This window comes from Pseudomonas sp. W2I6, assembly GCF_030815935.1.
In the GTDB taxonomy this organism is placed as follows: domain Bacteria; phylum Pseudomonadota; class Gammaproteobacteria; order Pseudomonadales; family Pseudomonadaceae; genus Aquipseudomonas.
The window spans coordinates 982,906-1,008,708 of sequence record NZ_JAUSXJ010000001.1 but is presented as its reverse complement, the minus strand read 5'-3'; the positions used below and the strand labels follow the sequence as shown (position 1 = coordinate 1,008,708).

31 protein-coding genes and 3 pseudogenes are annotated in these 25,803 nt (G+C 55.4%); 13 read left to right on the top strand and 21 right to left on the bottom strand.

All coding sequences use genetic code 11. From position 1 onward, the window contains the following. Positions 1-33 precede the first annotated feature (33 nt). Genes arsC through QF039_RS04780 form a run of 6 tightly spaced genes read right to left on the bottom strand, consistent with a single transcriptional unit; the run spans position 34 to position 3,807 of the window. Positions 34-456 (bottom strand): arsenate reductase (glutaredoxin), encoded by a 423-nt coding sequence (gene arsC / locus QF039_RS04805; protein ID WP_124527255.1) that lies wholly within the window; start codon positions 454-456, stop codon positions 34-36. A 19-nt stretch (positions 457-475) separates the two neighbouring features. Continuing rightward, the gene (arsH, locus tag QF039_RS04800) at positions 476-1,189 is read right to left on the bottom strand and encodes an arsenical resistance protein ArsH (RefSeq protein ID WP_124527254.1); all 714 of its coding nucleotides are present in this window, start codon (positions 1,187-1,189) and stop codon (positions 476-478) included. 47 nt (positions 1,190-1,236) lie between these two features. Next, positions 1,237-1,707 (bottom strand): arsenate reductase ArsC, encoded by a 471-nt coding sequence (locus QF039_RS04795; RefSeq protein ID WP_124527253.1) that lies wholly within the window; start codon positions 1,705-1,707, stop codon positions 1,237-1,239. Positions 1,708-1,723: 16 nt separating this feature from the next. Beyond that, positions 1,724-3,007 (bottom strand): arsenic transporter, encoded by a 1,284-nt coding sequence (locus QF039_RS04790; RefSeq protein WP_124527252.1) that lies wholly within the window; start codon positions 3,005-3,007, stop codon positions 1,724-1,726. 24 nt (positions 3,008-3,031) lie between these two features. Further along, a complete protein-coding gene (locus tag QF039_RS04785; RefSeq protein ID WP_177414087.1) occupies positions 3,032-3,376 on the bottom strand; it encodes a metalloregulator ArsR/SmtB family transcription factor in 345 nt (114 codons plus the stop codon). Positions 3,377-3,384: 8 nt separating this feature from the next. Beyond that, positions 3,385-3,807 carry an arsenate reductase ArsC gene (locus QF039_RS04780; RefSeq protein WP_124527250.1) on the bottom strand — a complete coding sequence of 141 codons (423 nt, stop codon included), beginning with the start codon at positions 3,805-3,807 and terminating at the stop codon, positions 3,385-3,387. A 129-nt stretch (positions 3,808-3,936) separates the two neighbouring features. On the opposite strand from QF039_RS04780, the gene arsN2 reads away from it, so the two are divergent. Beyond that, positions 3,937-4,425 (top strand): arsenic resistance N-acetyltransferase ArsN2, encoded by a 489-nt coding sequence (gene arsN2, locus QF039_RS04775; RefSeq protein WP_124527249.1) that lies wholly within the window; start codon positions 3,937-3,939, stop codon positions 4,423-4,425. A gap of 36 nt (positions 4,426-4,461) precedes the next feature. Here the strand turns inward: arsN2 and QF039_RS04770 are convergent, their stop codons facing one another. Both QF039_RS04770 and QF039_RS04765 read right to left on the bottom strand, forming a co-directional pair. Further along, entirely contained in the window at positions 4,462-4,950 is a 489-nt protein-coding gene (locus QF039_RS04770) for a hypothetical protein (RefSeq protein WP_124527248.1), read from the bottom strand. 143 nt (positions 4,951-5,093) lie between these two features. Then, entirely contained in the window at positions 5,094-5,339 is a 246-nt protein-coding gene (locus QF039_RS04765) for a hypothetical protein (protein WP_124527247.1), read from the bottom strand. Positions 5,340-5,571: 232 nt separating this feature from the next. Here QF039_RS04765 and QF039_RS04760 point away from each other — a divergent pair, with 232 nt between their 5' ends. The 3 genes from QF039_RS04760 to QF039_RS04750 all read left to right on the top strand — a co-directional run bounded on the left by QF039_RS04760 (position 5,572) and on the right by QF039_RS04750 (position 7,443). After that, on the top strand, positions 5,572-5,940 hold the full coding sequence (locus QF039_RS04760) for a hypothetical protein (RefSeq protein ID WP_124527246.1): 369 nt from the start codon (positions 5,572-5,574) through the stop codon (positions 5,938-5,940). A 61-nt stretch (positions 5,941-6,001) separates the two neighbouring features. Next, positions 6,002-7,174 (top strand): DUF3800 domain-containing protein, encoded by a 1,173-nt coding sequence (locus QF039_RS04755; protein WP_307517081.1) that lies wholly within the window; start codon positions 6,002-6,004, stop codon positions 7,172-7,174. Positions 7,175-7,221: 47 nt separating this feature from the next. Next, the gene (locus QF039_RS04750) at positions 7,222-7,443 is read left to right on the top strand and encodes a hypothetical protein (protein WP_307517080.1); all 222 of its coding nucleotides are present in this window, start codon (positions 7,222-7,224) and stop codon (positions 7,441-7,443) included. Here the strand turns inward: QF039_RS04750 and QF039_RS04745 are convergent. The 6 genes and pseudogenes from QF039_RS04745 to QF039_RS04720 form a co-directional block, all read right to left on the bottom strand. Beyond that, positions 7,358-7,582: pseudogene (locus QF039_RS04745) on the bottom strand (SDR family oxidoreductase); the annotation flags it as partial. The gene QF039_RS04750 and the pseudogene QF039_RS04745 overlap by 86 nt on opposite strands. Positions 7,583-8,028: 446 nt before the next feature. Continuing rightward, positions 8,029-8,474: pseudogene (locus QF039_RS04740) on the bottom strand (NUDIX hydrolase). Between the two features lie 472 nt (positions 8,475-8,946). After that, on the bottom strand, positions 8,947-9,225 hold the full coding sequence (locus QF039_RS04735; protein ID WP_307517079.1) for a hypothetical protein: 279 nt from the start codon (positions 9,223-9,225) through the stop codon (positions 8,947-8,949). A 56-nt stretch (positions 9,226-9,281) separates the two neighbouring features. Beyond that, positions 9,282-9,665 (bottom strand): hypothetical protein, encoded by a 384-nt coding sequence (locus QF039_RS04730; protein ID WP_307517078.1) that lies wholly within the window; start codon positions 9,663-9,665, stop codon positions 9,282-9,284. A 90-nt stretch (positions 9,666-9,755) separates the two neighbouring features. Then, positions 9,756-10,199, bottom strand: a complete 444-nt coding sequence (locus QF039_RS04725; protein ID WP_098949354.1) for a hypothetical protein — start codon at positions 10,197-10,199, stop codon at positions 9,756-9,758. 47 nt (positions 10,200-10,246) lie between these two features. After that, a complete protein-coding gene (locus QF039_RS04720; protein ID WP_307517077.1) occupies positions 10,247-10,642 on the bottom strand; it encodes a hypothetical protein in 396 nt (131 codons plus the stop codon). Positions 10,643-10,881: 239 nt separating this feature from the next. Between QF039_RS04720 and QF039_RS04715 the strand changes: the two genes are divergently transcribed. The 3 genes from QF039_RS04715 to QF039_RS04705 all read left to right on the top strand — a co-directional run bounded on the left by QF039_RS04715 (position 10,882) and on the right by QF039_RS04705 (position 13,069). Beyond that, on the top strand, positions 10,882-11,373 hold the full coding sequence (locus tag QF039_RS04715) for a helix-turn-helix domain-containing protein (RefSeq protein ID WP_307517076.1): 492 nt from the start codon (positions 10,882-10,884) through the stop codon (positions 11,371-11,373). Positions 11,374-12,603: 1,230 nt separating this feature from the next. Beyond that, on the top strand, positions 12,604-12,834 hold the full coding sequence (locus QF039_RS04710) for a hypothetical protein (RefSeq protein ID WP_307517075.1): 231 nt from the start codon (positions 12,604-12,606) through the stop codon (positions 12,832-12,834). 22 nt (positions 12,835-12,856) lie between these two features. Further along, positions 12,857-13,069 (top strand): hypothetical protein, encoded by a 213-nt coding sequence (locus QF039_RS04705; RefSeq protein ID WP_307517074.1) that lies wholly within the window; start codon positions 12,857-12,859, stop codon positions 13,067-13,069. A 30-nt stretch (positions 13,070-13,099) separates the two neighbouring features. On the opposite strand, the gene QF039_RS04700 is transcribed toward QF039_RS04705, so the two are convergent. After that, on the bottom strand, positions 13,100-14,242 hold the full coding sequence (locus QF039_RS04700) for a site-specific integrase (protein WP_307517073.1): 1,143 nt from the start codon (positions 14,240-14,242) through the stop codon (positions 13,100-13,102). Between the two features lie 144 nt (positions 14,243-14,386). Here QF039_RS04700 and dusA point away from each other — a divergent pair, with 144 nt between their 5' ends. After that, positions 14,387-15,352 (top strand): tRNA dihydrouridine(20/20a) synthase DusA, encoded by a 966-nt coding sequence (dusA, locus tag QF039_RS04695; protein ID WP_307517072.1) that lies wholly within the window; start codon positions 14,387-14,389, stop codon positions 15,350-15,352. A gap of 302 nt (positions 15,353-15,654) precedes the next feature. Further along, a complete protein-coding gene (gene tal, locus QF039_RS04690) occupies positions 15,655-16,581 on the top strand; it encodes a transaldolase (RefSeq protein WP_177080467.1) in 927 nt (308 codons plus the stop codon). Positions 16,582-16,780: 199 nt separating this feature from the next. Here the strand turns inward: tal and rssC are convergent, their stop codons facing one another. From rssC to QF039_RS04675, 3 genes and pseudogenes are all read right to left on the bottom strand, one after another. Then, positions 16,781-17,263, bottom strand: coding sequence for an anti-sigma factor antagonist RssC (gene rssC / locus QF039_RS04685; protein WP_003218919.1), 483 nt, complete (start codon positions 17,261-17,263; stop codon positions 16,781-16,783). After that, a pseudogene (rssB, locus tag QF039_RS04680) lies at positions 17,263-18,445 on the bottom strand (two-component system response regulator RssB). Before rssB ends, rssC begins: the two are co-directional and overlap by 1 nt. 346 nt (positions 18,446-18,791) lie before the next feature. After that, complete coding sequence (locus tag QF039_RS04675) at positions 18,792-19,481, bottom strand: VacJ family lipoprotein (RefSeq protein ID WP_008437615.1); 690 nt, start codon at positions 19,479-19,481, stop codon at positions 18,792-18,794. 195 nt (positions 19,482-19,676) lie between these two features. On the opposite strand from QF039_RS04675, the gene QF039_RS04670 reads away from it, so the two are divergent. Then, the gene (locus QF039_RS04670; protein ID WP_008437613.1) at positions 19,677-20,288 is read left to right on the top strand and encodes a hypothetical protein; all 612 of its coding nucleotides are present in this window, start codon (positions 19,677-19,679) and stop codon (positions 20,286-20,288) included. Positions 20,289-20,398: 110 nt separating this feature from the next. Further along, the gene (locus QF039_RS04665) at positions 20,399-20,665 is read left to right on the top strand and encodes a DUF4404 family protein (protein ID WP_177019520.1); all 267 of its coding nucleotides are present in this window, start codon (positions 20,399-20,401) and stop codon (positions 20,663-20,665) included. 126 nt (positions 20,666-20,791) lie between these two features. Here the strand turns inward: QF039_RS04665 and queF are convergent, their stop codons facing one another. Both queF and QF039_RS04655 read right to left on the bottom strand, forming a co-directional pair. Further along, the gene (gene queF, locus QF039_RS04660; RefSeq protein ID WP_076017252.1) at positions 20,792-21,622 is read right to left on the bottom strand and encodes an NADPH-dependent 7-cyano-7-deazaguanine reductase QueF; all 831 of its coding nucleotides are present in this window, start codon (positions 21,620-21,622) and stop codon (positions 20,792-20,794) included. Between the two features lie 57 nt (positions 21,623-21,679). Next, positions 21,680-22,204, bottom strand: coding sequence for a plastocyanin/azurin family copper-binding protein (locus QF039_RS04655; protein ID WP_003218934.1), 525 nt, complete (start codon positions 22,202-22,204; stop codon positions 21,680-21,682). 156 nt (positions 22,205-22,360) lie between these two features. Between QF039_RS04655 and QF039_RS04650 the strand changes: the two genes are divergently transcribed. Both QF039_RS04650 and QF039_RS04645 read left to right on the top strand, forming a co-directional pair. After that, positions 22,361-23,041 (top strand): heavy metal response regulator transcription factor, encoded by a 681-nt coding sequence (locus QF039_RS04650; protein ID WP_003218936.1) that lies wholly within the window; start codon positions 22,361-22,363, stop codon positions 23,039-23,041. Then, positions 23,041-24,393, top strand: a complete 1,353-nt coding sequence (locus QF039_RS04645; protein WP_307517071.1) for a heavy metal sensor histidine kinase — start codon at positions 23,041-23,043, stop codon at positions 24,391-24,393. The genes QF039_RS04650 and QF039_RS04645 overlap by 1 nt, the downstream gene beginning before the upstream one ends. Positions 24,394-24,511: 118 nt before the next feature. On the opposite strand, the gene QF039_RS04640 is transcribed toward QF039_RS04645, so the two are convergent. Further along, the gene (locus QF039_RS04640) at positions 24,512-25,756 is read right to left on the bottom strand and encodes a lipoprotein-releasing ABC transporter permease subunit (RefSeq protein WP_003218940.1); all 1,245 of its coding nucleotides are present in this window, start codon (positions 25,754-25,756) and stop codon (positions 24,512-24,514) included. Between the last annotated feature and the right edge of the window lie 47 nt (positions 25,757-25,803).

Below are 25,803 nucleotides of genomic sequence, written 5' to 3'. Positions count from 1 at the left end.
TCATGCCTCCAGGCCCATCTGCTTTACATCGGTTTAAACCCTGCGGCCATTCTCATCAATGACGACTTGTCCGTCTTCTTTGACGAAGCTGCCGCGCTGCTCCTGCGGCAGAAGGTCGAGGACTGCCTCTGACGGACGACACAAGCGTGTGCCCAAAGGCGTCACGACGATGGGGCGATTGATCAGGATGGGATGAGCGATCATGGCATCGATGAGCTGGTCATCAGTCAGTGACGTATCGCCGAGTCCTAGCTCCTCGTAGGGAGTGCCTTTAATACGAAGCAGGGCCCGCACCTCAATACCCATATCCTTGATCAACCTGACAAGCGTGGTGCGGTCAGGTGGGGTCTGTAGGTACTCAATAACAGTCGGCTCTTCTCCGCTGTTGCGGATCAGCTCCAAGGTGTTGCGAGAGGTGCCACATTGCGGGTTGTGATAGATCGTGATCTGACTCATACCGTTTCCTCGCGGTGAGTTAAATGGAGCGCTGGTTGACGCGCTTGGACAGCTCTTCAGCTAACTCTTTTCGCTCGGAGTAGCGATCAACCAAGTAGTCCTGGCGACCCCGCAACAGCAGCGTGAACTTCATCAACTCTTCCATCACGTCCACCAGTCGGTCGTAGTACGAGGACGGTTTCATACGGCCTGCCTCGTCGAACTCGGTGAACGCCTTGGCCACCGAAGATTGATTTGGGATGGTGAACATGCGCATCCACCGCCCCAATACCCGTAGTTGGTTGACCACATTGAAAGATTGCGAGCCACCACAGACCTGCATTACTGCAAGGGTCTTTCCTTGCGTAGGTCGAACAGCACCAATCGCAAGCGGAACCCAGTCGATCTGGGCCTTGAATACTGCGCTCATGGAGCCGTGCCGCTCAGGCGAACACCACACCTGTCCTTCAGACCATTGCATGAGTTCGCGCAATTCCGCGACTTTGGGATGTGTATCCGGAGCATCATCCGGCAGCGGCAAACCCGAGGGATCGAAGATTTTGGTTTCGGCGCCGAACTCCTCCAACAAGCGGGCTGCTTCCTGAGTCACCAACCGGCTGAAAGAGCGCTCTCGCGTCGATCCATACAGAAGCAAGATTCGAGGCTTATGGAGCGACGGTGTACGCGGCTCCAGTTGCTCCAGCGACGGAATGTCGATCAGGTCGGCGTGTACGTTCGGCAATGTGTCTTGCATATAAACTCCTACGGCGGCGCCAGATTGGGCACCGCCTCGGTTGATCTTTAAAGCGAACCGATGCGATTCAGTTCAGCTTTTAGCTGGTCAGCGCTCATGGTCTTCATTGGCAGCGCAAGAAATGCGCTCACGCGCTCGTGAATTTTGGCCAGTGTGGTTTCGAACGCTGCGGTGATCTCGGCTTCCGACCCGCTAGCGTCAGACGGGTCGGCCAGACCCCAATGCGCCTTCAAAGCTGGCCCAAAGAAGATTGGGCATGCCTCACCCGCTGCCCGGTCACAGACAGTGATCACGATGTCTGGAGGCGAGCCTTCAAAAGCATCCGAAGCCTTGCTGCTCAAGCCCGCAGTGGAGATACCCGCCGCCTCAAGCGTTTGCAATGCCCGTTGATTCACCCGGCCACTGGGAAAGCTTCCTGAGCTGACCGCTTCTACACCCTCGGGCGCCAAGTGGTTGAAAAGCGCCTCGGACAGAATGCTGCGGCAGCTGTTGTGGGTGCACATGAACAAGACTTTCATCAGACGATTCCTTGATTCAGAAACTGAGGCGCAGTGCCAGGGCGGACAATGTGGCGACGAGGATAGGCAAGGTCAGCACGATCCCGGTCTTGAAGTAGTAACCCCAGCTGATCGTTATGTTTTTCCGTGCGAGCACATGCAGCCACAACAGAGTTGCCAAGCTCCCAATTGGGGTGATCTTCGGGCCCAAGTCGCAGCCGATGATGTTGGCGTAAATCATCGCTTGCTGGACTACACCATCGACTTCGGCGGCATGAATGGATAAGGCGCCTACCAGAACGGTGGGCATGTTGTTCATGATCGAAGACAGCAACGCTGTTAGCAGTCCTGTACCTAGGGACGCGCCCCAAACGCCATAATCGGCGAACACGTTCAGGATCTGCGCGATGTGGTCGGTCAGGCCGGCGTTCTTCAGGCCATAAACAACCAGATACATACCCAAAGAAAAAATCACCACCTGCCATGGTGCCTCTTTGAGCACCTTGCTTGTGTTGATGGCGTGACCACGAGCCGCGATGACGTAAAGAATGAATGCACAGACCGCTGCAATGGCGCTGATTGGTACCCCCAATGGCTCAATGACAAAGAAGCCGATCAGGAGTAGTGCCAGCACCCACCAGCCGGCAACAAAAGTGGCTCGGTCGTGGATTGCCTCGTCCGGATTGTCCAGTTGGTTGAGGTCATAGGTCTTTGGTAAATCTTTGCGGAAAAACCACAGCAGCATGGCTAATGTCGCCGCCACGCTGACGATGTTTACCGGCACCATGATCGAAGCATATTCGTTGAAGCCGATATCGAAATAGTCGGCAGAAACGATGTTGACCAGGTTGGAAACCACCAGCGGTAAGCTCGCCGTATCGGCGATAAAACCGGCTGCCATAACGAATGCCAACGTAGCAGCAGGCGAAAAACGCAACGCCAGCAACATCGCGATCACAATGGGTGTGAGGATCAATGCTGCTCCGTCATTGGCGAACAGGGCCGACACCGCTGCGCCCAGCAGGACGATAAAAGCGAACAGCTTGCGGGTGCTCCCGCCTCCCCACTGGGCCACATGCAGCGCAGCCCATTTGAAAAAGCCTGCCTCATCAAGCAGCAGACTAATGATGATGACCGCGATGAAAGTCCCAGTGGCATTCCAGACGATGCGCCAAACCTCGGGTATGTCTGCGAGGGTAACGACGCCTGCCAGCAACGCCACGATGGCACCGAACATCGCACTCCAGCCAACCCCAAGCCCCTTTGGCTGCCAGATAACAAGGACGATGGTGGCGATAAAGATCAATACGGCAATCAGCATTTCATTAATCCGGTTGGGCGTGACTCAGCTACACACGGCTTGGTTGGTCGGACGGTCGTTCATGCCGCAGAGGCGCTTAGCCTCGGTTTCCAGCCATTGCTGATTGGCGTCTACCACCGCCTTCAAAACTGCAGTCACCCACGTGGGCAAATCAGGATTCAGCCGGTAGTACACCCATTGGCCTTGGCGACGATCCAACAGCAAACCGGCAGAGCGCAGCAGCGCCAAATGGCGAGAAATCTTTGGCTGACTCAGGTCGAGTGCTGCCGTTAGCTCGCAAACACACAGCTCACCTTCACTCACGACAAGCAGCGAAATTTTTGCTCGGGTGTCATCCGCCAGGCACTTGAATAAGGTGGTGGGGTTCATGGGTTCTGTCACAGATCCTCCAGGTGTTTGGTCTTGACCAAAACGAAGAGCTTGATGCGCTCGTGGATGTCGTGGAGCGTGTGGCGAAATGCGCCAGGATCATCGCTGGTTACTGGGTCAGGAAAATCCCAGGCAATGACTTCACCTGCACTGGGCGTTGGTAGGCACTCGCTTGCGGATTTATCACAAAGAGTAATTACGTAATCGAATCGATCAGCTTGAAACTCGCTGATGGACTTGCTGCGCAGGCCCGTTGCATCGACTCCAACTGCCTCCAATGCCTGAATCGTGCGCGGATCAACCTCAGACGGTTCGGAACCGGCGCTGAAGGCCTCGAAGCTCGGGTCAGTGTGCCGCAGCAAAGCCTCCGCAAGCAGGGAGCGGACTGAGTTGGCAACGCACACGAAAAGCACTTTGATAGCAGGGCTCATGGTTGAACTCGATGCATATGGAAAATCGAATATACGATTTTTCGAATATTCGGTAAAGCGAATATGATGACTGCTGCTTCGGCTTGAGCGGTGACGGCCCATACAAAGCGGCACAAAGGAGATAAAGGGATGAGCAAGGAGATGAGGATCCAGGCAAAGGAAATAGCCGGAGGACAGTGGCAGCGCTTTCGCGATGCGCTGAAATCTGCTGACCTTCCAGCAGACGATATTGATCTTCCAGGCCGAACCTTTTTTGAGTTCACCATGGACGGAAAGAGTGTCGGATGGGGTGGGTTTGAAACATATGGAGCAGATGGATTGCTGCGCTCCATGGTTGTAGAGCCGGCATACAGATCGAAAGGGGTCGGTGTCGCGGTGCTTCGGGTCATTGAAGCGATAGCCGTCGAGCAGGGAATCGCTCGATTTCATTTGCTGACAACAACTGCGTCAGGCTTTTTTGAGCAGCAGGGCTATGCAGTAAATCAACGAGGTTCTGCGCCGCCTCTGGTTTCTCAGACAGAGCAGTTCAGAGGGCTTTGCCCTGGCTCGGCTTGCTATATGTGTAAGGATTTACATTCGAACGGGCTGACAGCGCTGTCTGAAGAACCGCTGGCTTGATAATCAAGCACAGCGGATTCCGGGGGGGAAAGGAAATCATCGCAAATACCCTCGCCCTTTCACCAAAAGCAGGGTACGAACCCACAGCTTCTTCCATGCAGGCGTATCGTAGGCAAATCCGAGGCAGGGCCTAGTTTGAGTAACAGTTCTTGCGAATGCACCGATGGGAGTGTCGCGCCGAATGTAGCCAATTTCGAAGAAGTCGCTGCGCTTCTCAAGATTGCTGCCGCCACGGGTGTAAACATGACTGTCTTGAAAATCGTGCAGCTCCTGCTCCATAGGAATTGAGGAAAACTTGAAGTTTGGATCGATAAATCCGTAATCCGCGAGATAGATCGGGTGATCACTATGACTCACAACATGAATCATCGTTTCTCTGATGATCTCAGGGCGTACCGTTCCTGTGCCGACAGAGTAATGGTCGCGCTTACCACGCATTTGCAGCCAGAGGCTCCAGACGCCAGTGCAAGCCGCAACCACGGCGCCAACTAGCGTGATCTGCTTCGTCAAAGATTCGACGTCCATGTTCCCCCTAGCGCGTTTTAGATGGTGACGTGGGTTCGGTTCCGCTGTCCTTCCAGTAACGCTTAGATTACTGCTAACGGCGCGAGATCAGCATGGGAATTGCGTGCTTCATAGAATGCCGAATGGATGCTAGGAGGTTGCATCTATTTTGCAGTGGCACTGTGCTCGCCCGGCGGCCTTGCATCTAGCACATACATCGGATCTGTTTGAGCTCCAGGCAGAATGGATGCCCAAGCTTCGTATGCTTGCTTGTGGCGGATTAAAGCTTCGTCCCAACCGCTCCCCGTCACTTCGCGAGAGACAACGAGCATCATTAGATGATTAGTGGTTGCATCTAAATCGATCAGAAGGTGATGAGCGTTAAATCGAAAATCATCGGTAGAAGGCATGACGTCACACGTTAATTGTGGGAGTGGTAAGGGAGCACGGGCACTTTCCATGTGACATCACTCTGACACTGCACAGTACCATCAGTGCGCCCTTCCAGACGACCGGTTGATGACGTTGAAGCCCACCTAGCCAATCTGAGTCGCGATGGGGGAGTGCTTGATGGTTTACCTGTTGATGGCTTTTAGCCTCGATGCCAGCTAGATTTGGAGCTTTCTACGATCAAGGAAGGATATGAAAAAGCTCATCGCAGTAATGGGAATCTGTGTCGCAATTGGCGGTTGCGCTACGTCCCACTACACCGCAGGACGAGACTTTCCGTCGGCCAGTGTAGCGAGTATCACCAAAGGCAAAACCACGACTGCTGAGTTGAAGTCGCTATTTGGTGAGCCCTACGCTAAGAGCGCAGTCAGCGAGACCGACGAGAAGTGGATCTATACCTACACCAATGGCTCAGCCCATGCCCAGAGCTACGTGGTCACCATGAAGGTGACGACTACGGGCACTCAGAAAACGCTTGACGTTTTGATCCGTAATGACGTGGTCATCAACTACACGTTCAGCGAAGGCCCCGCTCCAGGCAGTACAACTGCGACGAACTAAGTTCGCCACCTTGCCATTGGGCGACCCACTGCGCTCAGCACGTTGTTGATGGAGCAAGCTCATGGACAGAACCTATGCCTTCGTGGATGAGTCCGGGAATTCCGACCTTGATACTTCAAAGGGAGGAAGCTCGGGCTTCTTCATCGTGTGCTCCATTCTGGTGGCAGAGAAAGACCTGGAAGCTGCTTATGCCCAAGCTGAAGCACTCCGCATGCGTCATTTTCAAACTGGAGAGATCAAGTCCAGCAATCTTAAGCCCAAGGATTCAGATCGCCGTGCCCGGATCTTAAACGAGCTGTCCGATCTGCCATTCAGGCTCTATTTCACCGTCGTTGATAAGTCCCAAATTCGCAAAGACGGTGGCCTTCGTTTCAAGACCTCATTCATAAAATATGTGAATGGGTTGCTCTATGAACGTTTGTTCCGCACATACCCCGATCTCCAGATGATCGTAGACGAGCATGGTGGCAAGGAATTTGAGGAGAGCCTCAAAAGCTACGTTTCAGAACGGTTTATCGACGACCTATTTGGCGATAAAGATGCGTTCCAGACGATGGCCAGTCAGGACAACGTTTTGGTTCAGGTTGCAGATTTTTTTGCTGGCTCAGTCGCTCAGATCTACGAAGAGAAAGCATCAGAAGAAGCAGTTCTTGCCTACAAAAAGATCCTACGCAGCCTGACTCTTGGAATGCTTGAGTGGCCATCCAAATACCAGTCTCTTCTGCCACCGCCGACGGATGAATCTGGGTATGCAGACTACCAGGTACACCAGGAAGCTCTCCGCCAGGCCGACCGTTTTAGCGAGCGAGTTGGTGAGCATCCTAATGAGGATGAGCGCCTGCAGCTGAGCATCTTGCGGTTCTTGAGATTCCAAAGCGAATTCGTCACCAAAGACTACGTGCCAACCGCAGAAATAGTCGGCCACCTTAAAGATAGCGGCTTCGGAGATATCAACGACCAGAGGATCCGCTCCAGCGGCATCGCCAAGCTTCGCGATTCGGACGTGATCATCACAAGCGCGGCCAAAGGCTACAAAATTCCTCAGACACGGGCTGACATCAACGAGTTTCTGGAAAGGGCGTCAGGCATAGTCGTCCCTCTGCTGGAACGTGTCAAAAAGGCTCGAGAGGTGTATCGGCTGAGTAGTCGAGGAGAATATGACATCGTGACTGCAGCCAACCTGACTGAGCTTGCCAAGCTGCTCGCCACGCTTGAGGCATTGGCGGATGAGTGAGACATGCCTGCATCGCTGAATCGTTCACTTGAAAGGAGATACCAGACATGTCGAGCGTATTTTCGAAGCTCTCATCACACCTCAGTTCCTTGGTGGATACTGATCCCAAGCTTGCATTGCAAAAAGCTCGTGAAATTGATCTAGACGGGCGTGATCGCGCTAATTGGATGTCCCTGAGCGCAGCTACTTTGGTGAATGCCGGCCCCTCGGTTGGACAACAAGACGCCATTGAGGAGGGGCTTGATCTGGACTCGCAGCACTGCGCATAGGTGAGCGAGTTCGCCACAACTCTTGGGCACCTGTCCACTCTGCGATCAGAGGCGTATCGACCAAGCCGGGTGCCACAGCGTTTAAGCGAATGTCTGGCCCAAGTGACACCGCGAGCAAGCGGGTCATGTGATTAAGCGCAGGTTACCGCATAGGGGATCCCCTAGCTTGTGGCTTCCGGCGTCCATTCAAGATGCTGAGGACAACGGACGCAGACCCACCTCTCCCCGACCAGCGCTCCTGGACGCCCGCAGACCTCGCAAAGGGTCAACGACGCCTCCTCGGCAGCATCCACAATCGCCTGACAAAACTCATCGCCGCCAGATATGTAAAACCGTAAGCCGCCGAATTTTTCCTTAACCTGGCTCACGATTATCGGAGGTGTGCTGGGATTAGCATCCAAGTATGTCTGTAGTTGATTACACAGGTCGTTGAGCAAATCCAGCCATCCTGGATAGCATCGAATTTCCCGAAGATCTGGGCTCGAAAAAATCTTGGGATAATTTCGCCGCAAGATTGGTAAGAGCTCGTCGTTCATAAGTCCCCTTTGCGATTAGGTAGTTAGGAGCGCATTTCTTTCGTCGGATTCAGACCAACAGCGATGCTCTAATGAGTAGATCAGATAGCCCCTCAGGGACTAATCGGGAAGTAGCAGTGAAACTGGAGCTGTTATGCCACGAGGCTCTGAACGATGCACCGTCACGCTCACAGCCGTCTAGCCAAGGTTTGTCATAGACCGCTACGTCGTCAAATCTTGCATTGTAGATCTGGACTATCTCGTGTCCAGTCTTACCCTCGTAGATGAAAATACTTTTAAGGTGCCAATCAATCGGACGTCGCTGATCGAAAGGCCCAGCTCCTCCTGTACCTCTCGGGCAATGGCATCGATACTCCGTTCAGCAAACTCAATACCTCCAACAACAGGGCGAAAAAGAGTCTGCCCTCCAGCAGCATCATGGAACTGGTTGACCAGTATTTTTCCGTGATGATTAACGATGCAAAGCGCGAGTAGTCGAATGCGTGGGTCTGGCAGGAGTAAAAATCCCTGGTGTTTATAGAGCAGTCGGTACTGCCTCTCAGCCTAGGGCTCAGTGGCCGTCAGATGGCGGGGCATGATACTAAATCTGTGAACGTGGAACTTTAAGCGTTAATCCTCCCTGATAGCGCAATTCTGCACTGCAGCAATCTGTTACAGCATCTACAGGGTTTAGAAAACAGCTGTCCCGGCGATACGCGTCAGTCTCTACTGCTCCGATCCGATTCGGTTAGAGCGTAATCAATCCATTGACCATCTCAATGTTCAGCACATCGCCAACCTGAAGCTTCAGGGCGTCAGCTATCTCTGGTGTTGATGATGATGTCACCGCTACCGTCTTCAGCTACCTACCAGTTACAAAAAATGCGTTTGTCGTCGCTCATAATTATTCGCAAACCGGCCTGATAATTCTGCGAAGGAATTCAAACGTTGGTACAGCCCATGACCGCATACGTAATGACGAGCAGGGTCAGACATCGTCTTTCTCTTCCCAAATTTCGAATTCACCCCAAGCGCCTAGGCAAATCCTCCTACAAGGCATTTTTATGATGAATCCTTGCTCCAGAAGCAGTCTTGGGATGTTTCTCATCAGACCAGATATCTCCCATTGTTCCGCAGTCGGCGGCATCACCTTTTCAACGAATAAATCCAAGTCGAAGTCCTGCGTTGCGACAAATGGCCCGGCGCGGTCGTATTGCTCAAACACACCTGATGCTACGCAGATGACTTCCCCGGCTTTCACGATCATGAAGACTTCTCAAGGTTTTTAAGGAGGCCTCGCTCACGGCAAAAACGAACAGACCGTTACTGAAGTATCCGTGGCGTGAAATGGTGCTGTCCCTTTGCGATGCGCAGAAAGTCGCGCAGGCTCGCACGCCCGTTCTCACGCTGGAATGTTGCGAGCACGTACCGGCTATTTACCGTAGTCATTACCCAAAACCGACCTTCTCTTTCGATCTTAAGCACATCGGATGTCCTGATCAGATGACCATCGCCGAACCGACCGTACTGATCTTTACGCTTGTGGCCAAAAACAACACCGATGCCTGCGCGCGACCTGATTGAAACACCGCAAAGGTAAGCGGTCACCGGCACATCAAATCCTTGCTCCTGGGCTTTAATAATTCGTTTGAGATCGAAATCCGTGTGGCGTTTTCCGTGGAAATTTACATCTATGGTGTCGAGCATCACTGCGCTCCGGTGCTTTTCCGCAAGTCGTTATCAGGAACTCCGCACGGAACCAAACGCGTTGGTATCGTGCAAGATCTTTGGTAGTTTTCAGCCTGATCTAATCATGCTCGAGAGAAAGATCGGGCGAAGGTCTGTCAGCGAATCGATTTGAAAGTCTGGACGGTGCGAGTTGTGGTAGATAGCTCCTCTCTCAACCTCTATCAGGCAAACCTCAAAATCACTGTCGTAGCCGAGGGATACTTTAGTTACGCGCTCCATGTCCCACCCGGCACCTTTGTTCATCCATGCGGGGGTCGTGACCTGAACATCAATTATCTCTCGTTCAGCGCTCTGGGTGACGAGCATGCTTTGCAACCTGTGCTCCCCCTCAATCATGTCAACGAATTCAGTGCTGCGAGCTTGGTCAGTCAAGCGAACAGTAAGGTGATACCAGTGAGTTCTGAGCACCCGTGACACGCTATGCCAATGCGCAAGGCCTTCACCAAAAATGCCGGGAACGCCGATTAGGTCTGAGTCTTGTGTTCTGAACATCAGGTGCCTCAGTTTTCTGCGGACGCAAAGCAGCCCGGTTGGTTAATTCAAAATAGAGAGAAGATCTCTTTGATGGTTGCTGCTTTGCGATGACCCGGCCCGAGGAGCACATAGACGCTATTCCGAGTTTCGAACAGAAAACCTTCGTTGAACGCAGTACCCATACTTGAGCGCACCCAATGTCCCGGCTCGAAACGGCGCTGCTCGTCGTCCACAACTTTGTGGGCAAACATGAAGATTGGTTGGCAGCCTGCGGCGGCTACTTTGGCTCGCTCGTCGTCGGTGACGATGGCGTCTAGGATGATCCACTCCTCGACGGCGCATAGAGGCATCCATTTGTAGCGCTTTCTGGCTGCAGACATCGCGTCTTGGAGGCTAACTTCTGAGCCAACTAAAGAGACTCCAGGGTCTCCGAAAAGCCCTGTATCGATCACTCCAACCATGTACAGCCTCCGAAATATTCTACGAGTAATACGCCTGCTCAGCAGAGGCTTGCTGGAAAGTCCGCGCGCCGGTCTTCATGCCCAGCGAAACGCTCTCATCTAATTCCCATAAATTGCCAAAACGAGCTTACGGAAGCTTCACAAAGGGCCGTCCTGGCTGCTGTATGCGCAATACTACCTCATTCTGATATTTAACGGAAACCCTCCTGTGTGGCTATATCCTGACTTTTGAGTGAGCCATGCAGCTTAGAATCGCACTCGCGGGCGCCATCCGAGCACTGCGCAAGCAGCGTCAACTTCGGCACGAAGACCTTTCTGACGCCTCCGCGAAATCCAAACTCAGCGCCCTCGAGCGAGGCGAAACAAGTATTACTCTTGAGAAGTTCGAGAGCCTTGCTGAGGGCCTTCGAATAAACCCTCTGGCCCTCCTAGCTCTTTGTATGTCCCAACAGCAGGACACCCCCTACCCTGTCCTCATTGATGCTGCTTTAAAGCAGCTGCAAGCGTTTGAGAAAGAAGGAGGTCTTGGAATTCTTGCTGAACAGCTCACTGATGGAGCGGTTGCCCCCCGTAAGCCTGGAAAGCCTCAGAACAAGGGAAGCGAAAGCGTCGTTCGCGAGCTTAAGACTGCTGGAATGAATCAATCGCAAATTGCGCGGGAGACGGGGCTAGCTCTATCGACTGTGCATCGATATTGGAAGAGGATTAACGCTACCGAAGCTGATTGTTAGAGGACAATGCTGGATTGACGCAGATGCTCTCAAAGGGGGCGGTGCGTTGAGATTGAGCTTCGCCTACACGACAACTCGAGGCCAAGCGGAAAGATCGGTTTGCCGCCAAATGGCTTCGATCACTGGATAACCTTATTTCTGGCTTAATCCACAGCCCCCTGCGCACGCGAACCTCATTAGCGATGGTGCCAGATCTTGATTCAAAATTTACATAAATGCGACATTAATTTCTTTTTTTTCGACATCATGAAATCTCCGCCCTTGAATTCGTTTTTCAAAACCGGAGATCTATATTTTGAATTCAAAAAAAAGCAGCATTGCCTGGGCCTCCCCAGTTTCATGTTCTAAAAACTGTCGTGTTTGCTGGTTGCTTTTCAAATCTGATCCTTCGATCTATAGGATTCTTGAGCTCATTTTCAACAAAATGACATCGTTTAGGGTTGCGCCTCCGCCCCCTCATAACTACTCGCCCATTTGGGGCCGAAGGCCCCGGCTCCTTTTTGCCATCAAAAGCTAAGCTTTTCACTTACTTTTTTTGGTAAATCCGGGGCTCTGCGTGATCGAAAATCGAAAAATCCAGCGAATCAGCAAGAGGCATAATTTCGCCCCGAGCCTTCGTAACTATCCCCAGCATCAAGGACTAGAAATTTTCTCTGTGATATACAGCACACCGCTGAGTCGCCGTTGATAAATAAACACCGCCTCAGTGGCTCGAGGTTTCTCTCAGCAACGCCGGATGGATGGTTAGATAGATTTCCCGAATCAACCTATATTTGCGAACACGTTACATAAGTAAAATCTCACCTAACCACCACTAAGCCACATAAAATTGATTCTTGGCTATATCGTTAACCCAAGGTAGCAAAGTGATTAGCCGAGCGCTGCAAACTTTGTTTTATAGTGGCAATGCTCATTTTTTTACTTTGCAACTTACATTCTAAGACTGCGCCCCTACGCGCAGTTACTACGGACATGCCGCCCAACCCAAAAAAACTTTGCCGATGACAACTTTACCATCAACGACTAGATCTCTATTATCTCAGTATAGATTTCAACATCCTCATAGTTAAGAGTATGCCCTAGGCATACCGTTTAAATAATACGGAATGCTCCTTGACGCCCAGACAAAAAACATTTCTCATGTATTGACAGGCCGCAGGTACGACACCGGGCTTCAGAAAAAATGGGGGTGCTGACGGTCATGATGGCGAGCACTTCCGAGATGTTGATATGCAAAAAAAAATCGCTCAGGGCACAGGCCATGTCGTTGAAAAAGAAACCGCGCAAATCTTAAATTTTTCAAAGCTACGCCTGGAAGACTTGTGCAGGAACTTTATTGAGCAAGCACACACTGATGACAAAAATCACCTCTGCAGTGCTAATGAGAGAAAAAGAACTGTCCTGATTACTAGGGTTAATGATTTCGGCAGCACTCAGAAAAAGCCTGCATCGAATGATTGACGCCAGCAACTTGAGAAGCAAAATGGCAGACGAGATCAACTGCTACACCGCCGAGGACATCAGCGAGCTTGCCAAGGTAACTCTTGAGACCCTTGCTTACTGGAGAAAACACGGCAGAGGCCCGAAACCTATACGCTTCGGCTCTGCTTACTTATATCCAAAAAACGCTGTGATGGAGTTCATTGGTAGTTTGATGGAAACTGATTCTGACGACTTTATCAGGCGCTGCATTTAAAAAAAAGGGGGCCAGATGGCCCCCTTTTTTTTATGCCGGGGCGCCATTCATATCACCGAGCTTCTGTAAGATCAGAGCGAGCTGGCTGTCGACATTTTTCAAATCTCCCTGTTTGAGATTTAGAGCATTGTAAGCTGCATGAACATCAGTCGCTTTGACGTGTGTATAGCGCTTCAGTGTTTGCCAGTCGCGATGGCCACTCATTGAAGCGACCTGGGGTACGTTAAGGCCAAGGCCAAAGAAGTCGGTAATTGCTTTATGCCTTAGGTCGTGGAATCGAACCGGACGTGTCACTCCCGCAACTGCCCTTGCACGAGTGAACGCGGTAGACACAGACTTGGGATTGTAGGGAAAAATGCAGCCTGACTGGCGACTCCCAATGACCGTTTCGACTATCTGCCAGGCAGATGGAAGCAATGCAACTGTCTCATCGTTACCCTCTTTGTCACTCGGATGCTTACGGTCACGAATGATGACAGTTTTATTTTCCCTGTCTAAATCTTCAATTCTGATCCCACAGATTTCCGACTGTCGCATGGACGTGTAAAGTCCGAATTTGATGACCTGGGGCATGTCGATCTTTTGGCGCTTTTTGTTGGCGTAGGCCGCAATAATGGCGTCAACTTCTGACTGAGTCGGCAAGCATTCAACCTCTCGGCTTTTGATCCTCATTTTGTGATTGGTCTTGAGGCTTTTCCGAGCTTTGTCTGCAAGGTCGGGATCTACATCTAGGTGCTTACTGTCATAGCAATAGCGAAGGACAGATGACAGCAGGGAGAGATCACCGGCGATAGTCTGGCCCTGTACGCCCTCCTTTTTCCGATCATTGATGAACGAATCCAGGTGGCTCTTCGAAAGCCGTTCGATGCCGATTTTGCCAAATCTTTTCTTCAACGCCTTGTAGATAAACAGCGCGCTCCGCTGAAGGGTTCGCCCACGCTGTATGTAATCGAGGTAGTCATCGATATAATGAGCGACAGTTGAACCCTTGGGGGCCGCCGTCCTGCCTGTAGCCTTGATCTCTTCAAGCTGACGCTCCTTCTCCTTCGCGAATGCCTTCGCAAGCTTTTCGGTCACGAACGTTGCGCTGATCGGGGTGATGCCCTTTTTCCGAATGAGGGCGCGCCATTTGCCACTGGGGAGCTGGTGTATCGAAGCCATACTTGTGTTCACTCAATGTTCATTAACCCGTACCCCGATGCATACCTTTTTGCACACGGCGTGTACCCCAGGTGTACCAAAACCATCATTTTGGCCCTGAAATGTACACGCAGGATAGCACTAAAATATGCTGGAGGCCTTTAAATACAAGGCTTTATGAATCGTAAATTTAGTGTAGCCCCAATGATGGACTGGACGGACAGGCACTGCCGCTTCTTCCTGCGCCTTCTCTCCAAAAACGCCCTCCTCTACACCGAGATGGTCACCACCGGCGCAATCCTCCACGGCGACCACGAACGCTTTCTGCGCCACAGCGAGGCCGAGCACCCACTCGCCCTGCAGTTGGGCGGTAGCGTCCCCGCCGACCTGGCCGCCTGCGCCCGCATGGCCCAGGACGCCGGCTACGACGAGGTGAACCTCAATGTCGGCTGCCCCAGCGACCGGGTGCAAAACAACATGATCGGCGCGATCCTGATGGCACATCCTGCGTTGGTGGCGGATTGCGTTAAGGCGATGCGGGACGCCGTCTCGATCCCGGTGACGGTTAAGCACCGCATCGGCATCAACGGCCGGGACAGTTACGCCGAGCTGTGCGATTTCGTTGGCCAAGTGAAAGACGCGGGCTGCACCAGTTTTACCGTGCATGCGCGAATCGCCATTCTGGAAGGGCTGTCACCGAAGGAAAATCGGGACATCCCGCCCTTGCGCTACGACGTTGCCGCCCAGTTGAAGCAGGATTTCCCTGAACTGGAGATCATCCTCAACGGCGGCATCAAGACCCTCGAACAGTGCCAGGAGCATCTGCAGACCTTCGATGGCGTGATGCTGGGCCGCGAGGCTTATCACAATCCGTATTTGCTGGCCGAGGTGGATCAGCAGCTGTTTGGCAGCACGGCACCTGTGATCACCCGTGCCGAGGCGTTGGCGCAGTTGCGTCCTTATATTGCCGAACACCTGGCGACAGGTGGCTCGATGCATCACATCACCCGCCACGCGCTGGGGCTGGGGACGGGTTTCCCGGGGGCGCGGAAGTTTCGGCAGTTGTTGTCGGTGGATATTCATAAGGCCAGTGATCCGCTGGCGTTGCTGGATATGGCCGGGGAGTTGTTGGAGGGGCGGTGATTTGGGTGTCAGTGGGTTTATTGGGTGGCTGACACGACGCCTTCGCGAGCAAGCCCGCTCCCACATTTGGATGGGGGGATGTCAGGAAGATGGGGCAAGGCTGCTCCCACCGTTTGATCGGGTGGTCATCGGGCAGTTGGGTTGAACCTGCTGGCTGTTTTGGCCTCCTATTGAGCATTGGCCGGTGATTCAAACGGCTGTTTTCAGGTTGTTGCCCTCGCAAACGATCGAATGCATTTGCGCCCTTGAGCGGCTGTCAGCGCTCGGGTAATGTCATCAGACCCACAGGACAGAGCACGCCCATGACTTCCAAGCTGGAACAACTCAAGCAATTCACCACTGTAGTAGCCGATACCGGCGATTTTTCTACCCTCGCCAAGCTCAAGCCACAAGACGCCACTACCAACCCTTCCCTGCTGCTCAAGGCCGCGTCGATCCCAGGCTATGCCAAGCTGCTGGATGACGCTGTTGCCGACTGCAACGGCGATGTAGGCCTGGCCAGCGACCGTTTTGCGGTAGCCGTCGGCCAGGAAATCCTGAAAGTGGTGCCCGGCCGCATTTCCACCGAGGTGGATGCCCGTCTGTCGTTCGACACTGACGCCGTCCTCAAGCGCGCCCATCGCCTGATCGACCTGTACGACAAGGCCGGCATTGGCCGTGACCGCGTGCTGATCAAGATCGCTTCCACCTGGGAAGGCATCCGCGCCGCCGAGCAGCTGGAAAAGGAAGGCATCCAGACCAACCTGACGCTGCTGTTCTCCTTCGCCCAGGCCGTGGCTTGCGCCGAAGCCGGCGTGTTCCTGATTTCGCCGTTCGTGGGCCGTATCTACGACTGGTACAAGAAGGCCAACGGTAACGATTACACCGGCTCCGAGGATCCGGGCGTGCAGTCGGTGACGCGCATCTACAACTACTACAAGGCCAATGGCTACAAGACCGTGGTAATGGGTGCAAGCTTCCGTAACCTGAGCCAGATCGAAGAGCTGGCTGGTTGTGACCGCCTGACCATCAGCCCGGACCTGCTGGAAAAACTGGCAGCCGACAACGGCAAGCTGGAACGCAAATTGTCGCCAGGCCATGCGGGCGAAGCTCGTGTGCACTTGACCGAAGCGCAGTTCCGTTGGGAATCCAACGAAGATGCAATGGCCACCGAGAAACTGGCCGAAGGCATTCGTCAGTTCGCCCGCGACCAGGAAAAACTCGAAGCGCTGTTGACCGCCAAGCTCTAAAAACGGCGGCGACAAAAAGGGCGGCACCTGTGAGGGTGCCGCCCTTTTTTTGTATTAGCCGATTTCGAGCCGAACTCAGTTAAAAATGTGGGAGGGGGCTTGCTCCCGAATACAGGGCGTCAGTCGCTACATTCACTACTGACCCGCCGCTTTCGGGAGCAAGCCCCCTCCCACACTTTGACAGTGTTTCAGCTGGAAACTAGTGCCGCTCCAGAGCATTCACCAGGTCGTGGAACGCCTCGCGGTTGGAGTCGTTCAGGCCCATCAGGATCTTGTGGGCTTCCAGTACCTTGACCCGTACCACTTCCTCGGACTGGTCCTGGGACGGCAGGTCGGTCAGGCATTCCGGGCACGGGATCGGGCGGTCAACGATGTTGAACACTTGATCGAAGCCCATGGACTGCAACAGACGGGTGATGTCTTCGTGGGTGGTGACGACGGTCGGCAGCAGTCCGACCTTCTGCCGAGACAGAATGGACAACTTGGCCAACAGCCCAAGGGTGGTGCTATCGATGCTGCGGGTTTCGGTCAGATCGATCACGATCGCCGAGAAATTCAAGGCTGTGAAGATCCGCTCAATCGTCGCATCCAGCGCCGAACACAAGGTCAGGCGCACTTCACCGACAAACTTCAGGACAAAAGTCCCGTCTTGCTCGGCGAATTGGATTCTTCCGGTACTCATCAAAGATTCCTGCTCAACACCAATAGGGCGATATCATCCGGCATCTCCCCTAGCGTGGCCAATCCAAAAACCTGCCGCAGGCCATCCAGGCTGCCGCCCGCCGACCTGACCCGTTGGGGCAAGGCGGCTTCTTTCTCTTTGAGTGTAGGCTCTGGCAAAAGGTCCAGGATACCGTCGGACATCAGCGTCAGGCTGAACGTCGGCGGCAATTCCAGGATGTGGTCTTCGTAGGTGGCTTCATTGAACAAGCCAACCGGCAAACCACGCCCTTCCAGGTAGCGCACACTGTCTGGAGTGTATAAAACCGGCAATGGCAGGTGACCGCCAATGCTGTAGGTCAAAAGACCTGTTTCTTCATCAATCACGCCGCCGACCATCGTCACGTGCTTGCCCAGCTTGCAGCTGATCAGGCCCCGGTTGATGTGGCCCAGCACTTGCGAAGGGGTGAACTCCGGCAAGGTGCCATTGCGCTTGGACTCGAACAACAGCCGTGTAGTCATGAACTTCAACAACACGGTCACGAATGCGGAGGAGGCGCCGTGGCCGGAAACGTCGGCCAGGTAGAACGCGACACGCCGCTCATCAACGCGGAAGTAGTCGACGAAATCACCCGACAGGTACAGCGACGGGATGATCTGGTGGGCAAACTTGAACTCGTCGATGCTCCACGGGCTCACCGGCAGCATGTTCATCTGCACCTGGCGACCGGCGTTCTGGTCTTCCTGGAGCAGGTTCAGGCTGGCTTCGAGTTCGCGGTTGGCGGTTTCGAGCTTTTCACGGTAACGCTGGTTTTCCAGCAGCAGCCGTGCACGATCCAGGGCACGACGCACCGAGTGCTCCAGCACAGCCAGGTCTTCCAGGGGCTTGATCAGGTAGTCGGCAGCGCCGAGGCGCAAGGCCTCGACGGCATCGTTCATCACGCCGGCACCGGGACACGACAATCACCGGCGTCTGCGGGGCGATGTCGGTTACCTGGCGGATCAGCTCAAGGCCGCCCACCTGGGGCATGCGCAGGTCGCAGATCACAAGGTCGGGCTTGTCGCGCTCGAATACCTGGAGACCCTGGAGGCCGTTGCTGGCCTGCAGGACGCTGAAGCCACTGTCTTCCAAATAGGCCGCAAGACTCGCGCGCACTACTTCGTCGTCATCGATTATCAGCAGCGTGGCACTGGTTTTCTGCATGTGGGCAAACGGCGCCAGAATTAGGTTGGCGTAGGCAGCTCGACAATGGCCGGGCTTACTACTGGATTCGCTTTCTAGCCTCTCTGTCCTACAAAACGCCGAGTTATTGCCGACGCACAAAGGTAAAGCAGAGGTGCCCTTCTAAGGCGCAGACGGTACTCCCATCCGCCAGGGGTTTCAAGCTCACGGCGATGGTCGCCGGGCGTCTTTACATCGCAAATCACCAGTAGTTATAAGAACGCATAAAACCGCGACTTAAAGTAAGCACGTAACCCACGGATAAACCTCGAATGCCGCCCACAAAAAAGGCGACCCGAGGGCCGCCTTCTTCTTTCAAGCCTGGGGCTTAAAAGTCGTCTACAACCTTGCCATCCTTGACCTTGAACTCACGGTTCTGCAAGTAGGCGTTGCGGATGAAGGTGTATTTGTCGCCGCTGATCAGCTTCTCGGAGGACAGCAGGCTGGCACGCGTGTCGACGATATTCAGGCCGAAGGTGCTGTTGCGCCAGCCGATATCGTTCATGTAGCGGTACGGCTGGGTGTAGCTGTCCACATACTTGGACGGCGCGTCACGCAGGGTGCTTGGGCCCAGCAGTGGCAGCATCACGTAAGGACCGCTGTCGACGCCCCAGTAGCCGAGAGTCTGGCCGAAGTCTTCGTCGTTGCGTTGCAGCCCCATTTTGGTGCCGACATCAACGAAACCCAGCACGCCGAACGTGGTGTTCATCAGCAAGCGGGCAGTGTCGACGCCTGCAGCGTGGGGCTTGAGTTGCAGCACGTCGTTGGCAAAGTTGCCGACGTCGCCGATGTTGCGGAAGAAGTTGTGGATCCCGTCCTGCACGAACTGCGGGGTCACGAACTGATAGCCTTGAGCCAATGGCTTGAGGGCATAGGTATCAACGGTATCGTTGAAGGTGAAGATCGGGCGGTTGACGCTTTCCCATGGATCATCTTCCGAGGCCGCCTGGGCTACGAAAGGAACCAGCAAAATACTCGCACATACGGACAGCTGAGCTAGACATTGGCTCCAGCGCATAGCTTGAACTCCTTGAATGGTCTGTCATGGGCGCTATGCCCTGAATGAGGCCGTCAGTATATGACGGAAGTGTCAGATTAGGCAGCCTTGCGGAAATGTCATTCAGCAAATGCACAAAATTCCTACAATTGCTGCGGGTGTAACTTGCTTGTCACCCAAGTCCGGTAGCGTCACTGCTATTTCAGGGACGTCGAAATGCCACACGCCGAGATTGTTAGTGCCAGCACCCCGTCCTTGACGGCCGTACTGTTCGGGCTTAGTGGCTGCCTGGTGGACTTTGGTTCCCAGGCCCGCGCCGATTCCGCGCCTTCCAGCGATACCCATGCCACTGTCGGCGCTCTGAAGATCCTGCGCAGCCTCGAAGAACAGCGCGTCCCTTGTGCATGGCTGGACGAGTTGCCGGCGTCGGTTTCCACACCGCTGGCCGCCGGGCTACCCCGCTGGATCAAGGCTGCCAAGCCCTCCTCCACCCGCTGGCCGGCGCCCCACGCCTGCTGGCAGGCCCTGATGGAACTGAATATCGAACGCCTGGAAGGCTGCGTCCTGGTCAGCGGCGAGCCACGCCTGCTGCAATCGGGGCTCAATGCCGGGCTGTGGACCATCGGCCTGGCGTCCTGTGGCTCACTGTGCGGGCTTTCGCCGCAGCAATGGCAAGCACTCACCGAGAAGGAACGCGAGCATAAGCGCGCCAAAGCCACTGTCGCGCTCTATGGCCTGGGCGTGCATTCGGTGATTGACCACCTGGGCGAACTGCAGACCTGCCTGGCCGACATCAGTCTGCGCCAGCTTAAGGGCGAGAAGCCCTGATCGAGATCATGCACAGTAGGCGCGAGTGGATTAATCTACAGGTCAGCCCATAGACCTTTCCCGGCGTGCCGCGGTCTATGTCAGTGCCTATCGATAAAAGGAAGAACGCCATGCCTGCCCGCGAACAACTGCAAGAACAGGTCAAAATTTTGCGCGAGCAATTGGATCAGAATCCAGAAATGCCCCTCGAACAGCGCGAAGAGCTGCGAGATTTGATTGCTGAACTGGAAGTTCAGGAGCCACTGGAAGGTGCCATTCAGGATCCAAGCATCGCCGACGGTGTGAACCTGGCGGTAGAACGCTTCGAAATCGACCACCCAGGTATTGCCGGGACCTTGCGCAGCATTGTGGTGACACTGGGTAACATCGGGATTTAATAGCCCGACACCTAACAAATGTGGGAGCGGGCTTGCTCGCGAATGCGGTCCGTCAGCTGATACATATGCTGGCTGATACACCGCTTTCGCGAGCAAGCCCGCTCCCACATTTATTTTGGGTGAAAGCTACTGTCGAGCCAGGCGCAGGTTCTGGAACTGCAGATCTTCCGTACTGCGGTACGGGTTGATATCGAGCCCGCCACGCCGCACATAGCGCGCATACACCGTCAGTTTCTCCGGCTTGAGCAAGCGCTGCAGGTCGAGAAAGATCCGCTCCACGCACTGTTCATGGAAGTCCGAGTGCTGGCGGAAGCTCACCAGGTATTCCAGCAGGCTGGCATGATCCAGCGCCGCGCCGCGGTACTCCACCGCCACACTGCCCCAGTCAGGCTGGCTGGTCACCGGGCAGTTGGACTTGAGCAGATGACTGTGGACGCTCTCCTCCACCACGCGCGAATCGTCGCAACGCAACAGTTCCGGGCGCGGGTGCTCGTAGTTGCTGACGGTAATGTCCAGGTCATCAATGCACACACCCGGCAACGCGACCACGCCTTCGGCTTCAACCTCGCCCAGGCTGCGGATGCGCACGCCAACCGGCTTGCCGGCCGCGGCACTCAGGTCGGTGCGCAACGTCGCTTCAAGGCTTTGCACATCGGCAAACGCGGTTTGGTTCAGCGAGTTGAGGTACAACTTGAACGACTTCGACTCGATGATGTTCGGCGAGTCGGCCGGGATACTGAATTCACCGATGGCCACCACGGGTTTGCCGGATGGCAGCAGCCAGGACAGTTCGAAGCAGTTCCAGAAATCCACGCCTTTATACGGCAGGGTCTCGGCACTCAGGCCCAGCTCGGCCCACTTGGCGGCGCGAGGAATCGGGAACAGCAACGACGGGGTGTAGGTGGAGATGTATTCACTGGACTTGCCCAGCGGCGAATGTTCGGCTGCGGGATGCATGGCGGAAACCTGGCTAAATAAACGCCGCCATTCTACCCGCCTTTGCCCGTCAATGGCTTACTGGCTGACGGTCAGCTTGCCGACCATGCCCGCCTGGTAATGCCCCGGAATGTTGCAGGCAAACTCCAAGCCGGTGGCCTTGGTGAAGGTCCAGGTCAGCTCGGCGGTCTTGCCTGGCTCTACCAACACGCTGTTGGGGTCGTCGTGCTTCATGCCTGCCATATCACCATGCCCCATCGCACTGTGGTCCATTTTGCCCATGCCGGTCGCCGTCAGCATGCCGCTGGCCTGCATCTGCAGCATCTCTTTCTGATGCGCTGCGTGCATGGCGGCATCGCCAAGGTTGAATTCATGAAGCAACTGGCCTTTGTTGACCAGCACAAAGCGCACAGTCTCACCGGCTTTTACATCAATAGCCTTGGGCGAAAAGGAAATATCCTGCAGTACCACTTCCACGGTGCGCGTGGCCTTGGCGGCGGGCGCGGCCTCACCGAAGGCGAAGGTTTCAGCCGGGGATGCCAGCACCGGAAGACTCATCGCCATCAGGCAGCCCGCCAACAACCAGGATTTACGTAAAAACATGCTCACACTCCAAAGGTTCGGAATCAGTCTGTGGGACACTTTACGAACGCGCCGCTGCCAGCCAGCTGACTGCCAGATTACAACTTTGTCAGCTTGAGCCTGCTGCCGGATGTGCGCGGTATAACGTCTGTGTTCCCGTAAAACCATGAGCCGCCCATGAAACTGCTGATCGTCGAAGACCAACCGAAAACCGGCCACTACCTGCGCCAGGGCCTGGCCGAGGCCGGGTTCAACACCGAACTGGTGGCCGACGGCACCAGCGGCCAGCACCTGGCGCTGACCGGTGACTATGACCTGTTGATCCTCGATGTGATGCTGCCAGGTCGCGATGGCTGGCAGATCCTCCAGGCCGTACGCAACGCCGGGCTCGACATGCCGGTACTGTTCCTTACCGCGCGGGACGCCGTGGAAGACCGGGTGCATGGCCTGGAACTGGGCGCCGACGATTACCTGGTCAAGCCCTTCGCCTTCTCCGAACTGCTGGCCCGGGTGCGTAGCCTGTTACGCCGTGGCAGCAGCCCACCCCAGGAAACCAGCCTGCAACTGGCCGACCTGCGCATGGACCTGATCCGCCGCCGGGTAGAGCGCGACGGCCAGCGCATCGACCTGACGGCCAAGGAGTTTTCCCTGCTGGAACTGCTGCTACGCCGCCAGGGCGAAGTACTGCCCAAGTCGCTGATTGCCTCTCAGGTGTGGGACATGAACTTCGACAGCGACACCAACATCATCGAAGTCGCGATCCGCCGCCTGCGCCTGAAGGTCGACGATAACTTTCCCAACAAGCTGATCCATACGGTACGCGGCATGGGCTACGTGCTTGAGGAGCGGTTCAGTTGATGAAACGGATTTCCCTGGCCAGCCGCCTGGCACTGCTGTTTGCTGGCTGTACCGCCGTGGTTTCATTGCTGGCCGGCGTGCTGTTCAACCATGCCAGCGAGGCGCACTTTATCGAGCTGGACCAGCAGTTGCTCGACGGCAAGCTGATAGCGCTGCGCAGTACCTTGCAGGATGCGGACACGCCCGAGCTATTCGCCTTGCGGGAAGTGAAGCTGCGCGACGAACTCAATCGCCAGCCTGACCTGGCCTTGCGCATCACCGCAGGCGACCGGCTCTGGTTCGACGGCGCCCCGGGCATCGCCCTGCCGCAGGAGCCTGGCCTGCACAGTTTGCAGAATGCCGGGACCGATTACCGCGTGTATAACGTGCCCCTGGTACCTGGCAATCGCGAATCGCCACAACTGACGCTGATGCTCGACATCACCCATCACCAACACTTCCTGCAACGCATGCAGCATCTGATCTGGCTGACCGTCAGCCTTTCCGCCCTGGCCACCGCCCTGCTCGGCGCCTGGGCCGCCCGCAGCGGGTTGCGGCCACTGCGGCGCATGAGCGAAGTCGCCAGCGGCGTGTCTGCCCACTCCCTGACCCAGCGCCTGCCCCAGGAACAAATGCCCGCCGAACTGGCGGAACTCGCCCAGTCCTTCAACGCGATGCTTGGTCGCCTGGACGATGCCTTCCAGCGGCTCTCGGCATTTTCTGCCGACATCGCCCATGAACTGCGCACGCCACTGTCGAATTTGCTGACACAGACCCAAGTCATCCTCACGCAGCCACGGGCGCTGGAGGACTACCGCGAAGCCCTGCACAGCAACCTGGAAGAACTGCAATGGATGGCGCAGTTGGTCAACGACATGCTGTACCTGGCCAAGGCGGACCATGGGCTGCTGGTGCCCAAGCGCGAAACCCTGGTGCTGGCGGACGAGGTGGAGGCATTGCTGGAGTTTTTCGCACCGCTGGCGGAGGACGTCCAGGTGCGGCTGGTTCGGGAAGGCAGCGCCAGCACTTCAGGTGACCGCAGCATGTTGCGCCGGGCGATTTCCAACCTGCTGGATAACGCGTTGCGGTTCACCCCGCCGGGTGGCGAAGTCAGCGTGCGGATTGTCGAGGGGATGCAAGGCGTGACGCTGAGTGTGGAAAACACCGGGGAAGGCATTCCCGAGGCATTGTTGCCACGGTTGTTTGACCGGTTTTACCGGGCAGATCCGGCGCGTCATGAAGGGAGCAGCGAGCATGCGGGGCTGGGTTTGGCGATTACCCAGTCGATTGTGCGGGCCCATGGGGGGCGGATTTTCTGTGAGTCGGGGGCGGGATGGGCGAGGTTTGTGATGGCGTTGCCGCAGGGGTATTGATGCAAGCTGTAGCGGCCCTTTCGCGAGCAAGCCCGCTCCCACATTTTGACCGAGTGCATTCAGGAAGAACGCGGTCAAAATGTGGGAGCGGGCTTGCTCGCGAAGGCGGTCTTAAGAATTACGAATACCTGAGGGCATGCGCCGGCTCAATCTTCGCCGCCCGATACGCCGGATAGATGGTCGCCAAAAAGCTCAACACAAACCCCGCCGAGCAAATCAGCAACACATCCCCACCCTGCAACTGCGAAGGCAGGTTGCTGACGAAATACACGTCCGAACTGAAGATATGCTGCCCGGTCACCCGTTCCAGCCAACCGACCAGTTCACTGACGTTCAGCGCCGCAATCACGCCGAGGATGCCACCGATCAAGGTACCGACGATCCCGATCACCGTCCCCTGCACCATGAAGATCGCCATGATCTGCCGCGGCGTGGCGCCAATGGTGCGCAGGATCGCAATGTCGGCTCCCTTGTCGTTCACCACCATGATCAAGGTCGCGATGATGTTGAACGCCGCCACCGCGACGATCATCAGCAACAGCAGGCCTATCATGGTTTTTTCCATCTTCATCGCGCTGAACAGGCTGCCCTGGGTGTGGGTCCAGTCGTCGGCCTTGTAGTCGGCACCGAGGCTGGCGGCGATATCCGCCGAGACCTTGGGTGCGGCATACAAGTCTTTCACCGCCAGGCGCACGCTTTGCACCTGGTTCGGCTCCCAATGCTGTATCTCGGCGGCGTCGGCCATGTGGATCAGGGCCATGGAGCCATCCAGCTCCGCGCCCACCTTGAACACACCCACCACGTTCAAACGCTGCATACGCGGGGTGATGCCACCGGGCGCACTGCTGATTTCCGGTACGATCAGGGTCAGCTTGTCACCGACATTCAGGCGAAAACGCCGGGCGGTGATTTCGCCGATCACCACACCGAACTCGCCCGGTTTCAGGTCTTCCAGATGGCCCTGGACGATGTGCTGGGCCACGATCGACACCTTGCCTTCCTGGGCCGGATCAACGCCACTGATCTCGATCGGCTGCATCGCGCCCTTGTAGGAGAGCATGCCGTCCATCTGTGTGAACGGTACGGCAGCAGTGACTTCCGGATTCTTCATCGCGGCATCTGCCACCGGCTGCCAGTCGCTGATGGGCTTCACGCCAACGATGGTCGCGTGGGGCACCATGCCGAGGATGCGTGAGCTCATCTCCCGCTGGAAACCGTTCATTACCGACAACACCACGATCATCGCCAGCACGCCGAGGGCGAGGCCGATCATCGAGGTCATCGAGATAAACGAAACAAAACGGTTGCGGCGCTTGGCGCGGGTATAGCGCGTGCCGATGAAAATCGATAACGGTCTGAACATTCGCGGGCACCGTTGAAAAAATAGAAAACCCGGCGCTTGGCGCCGGG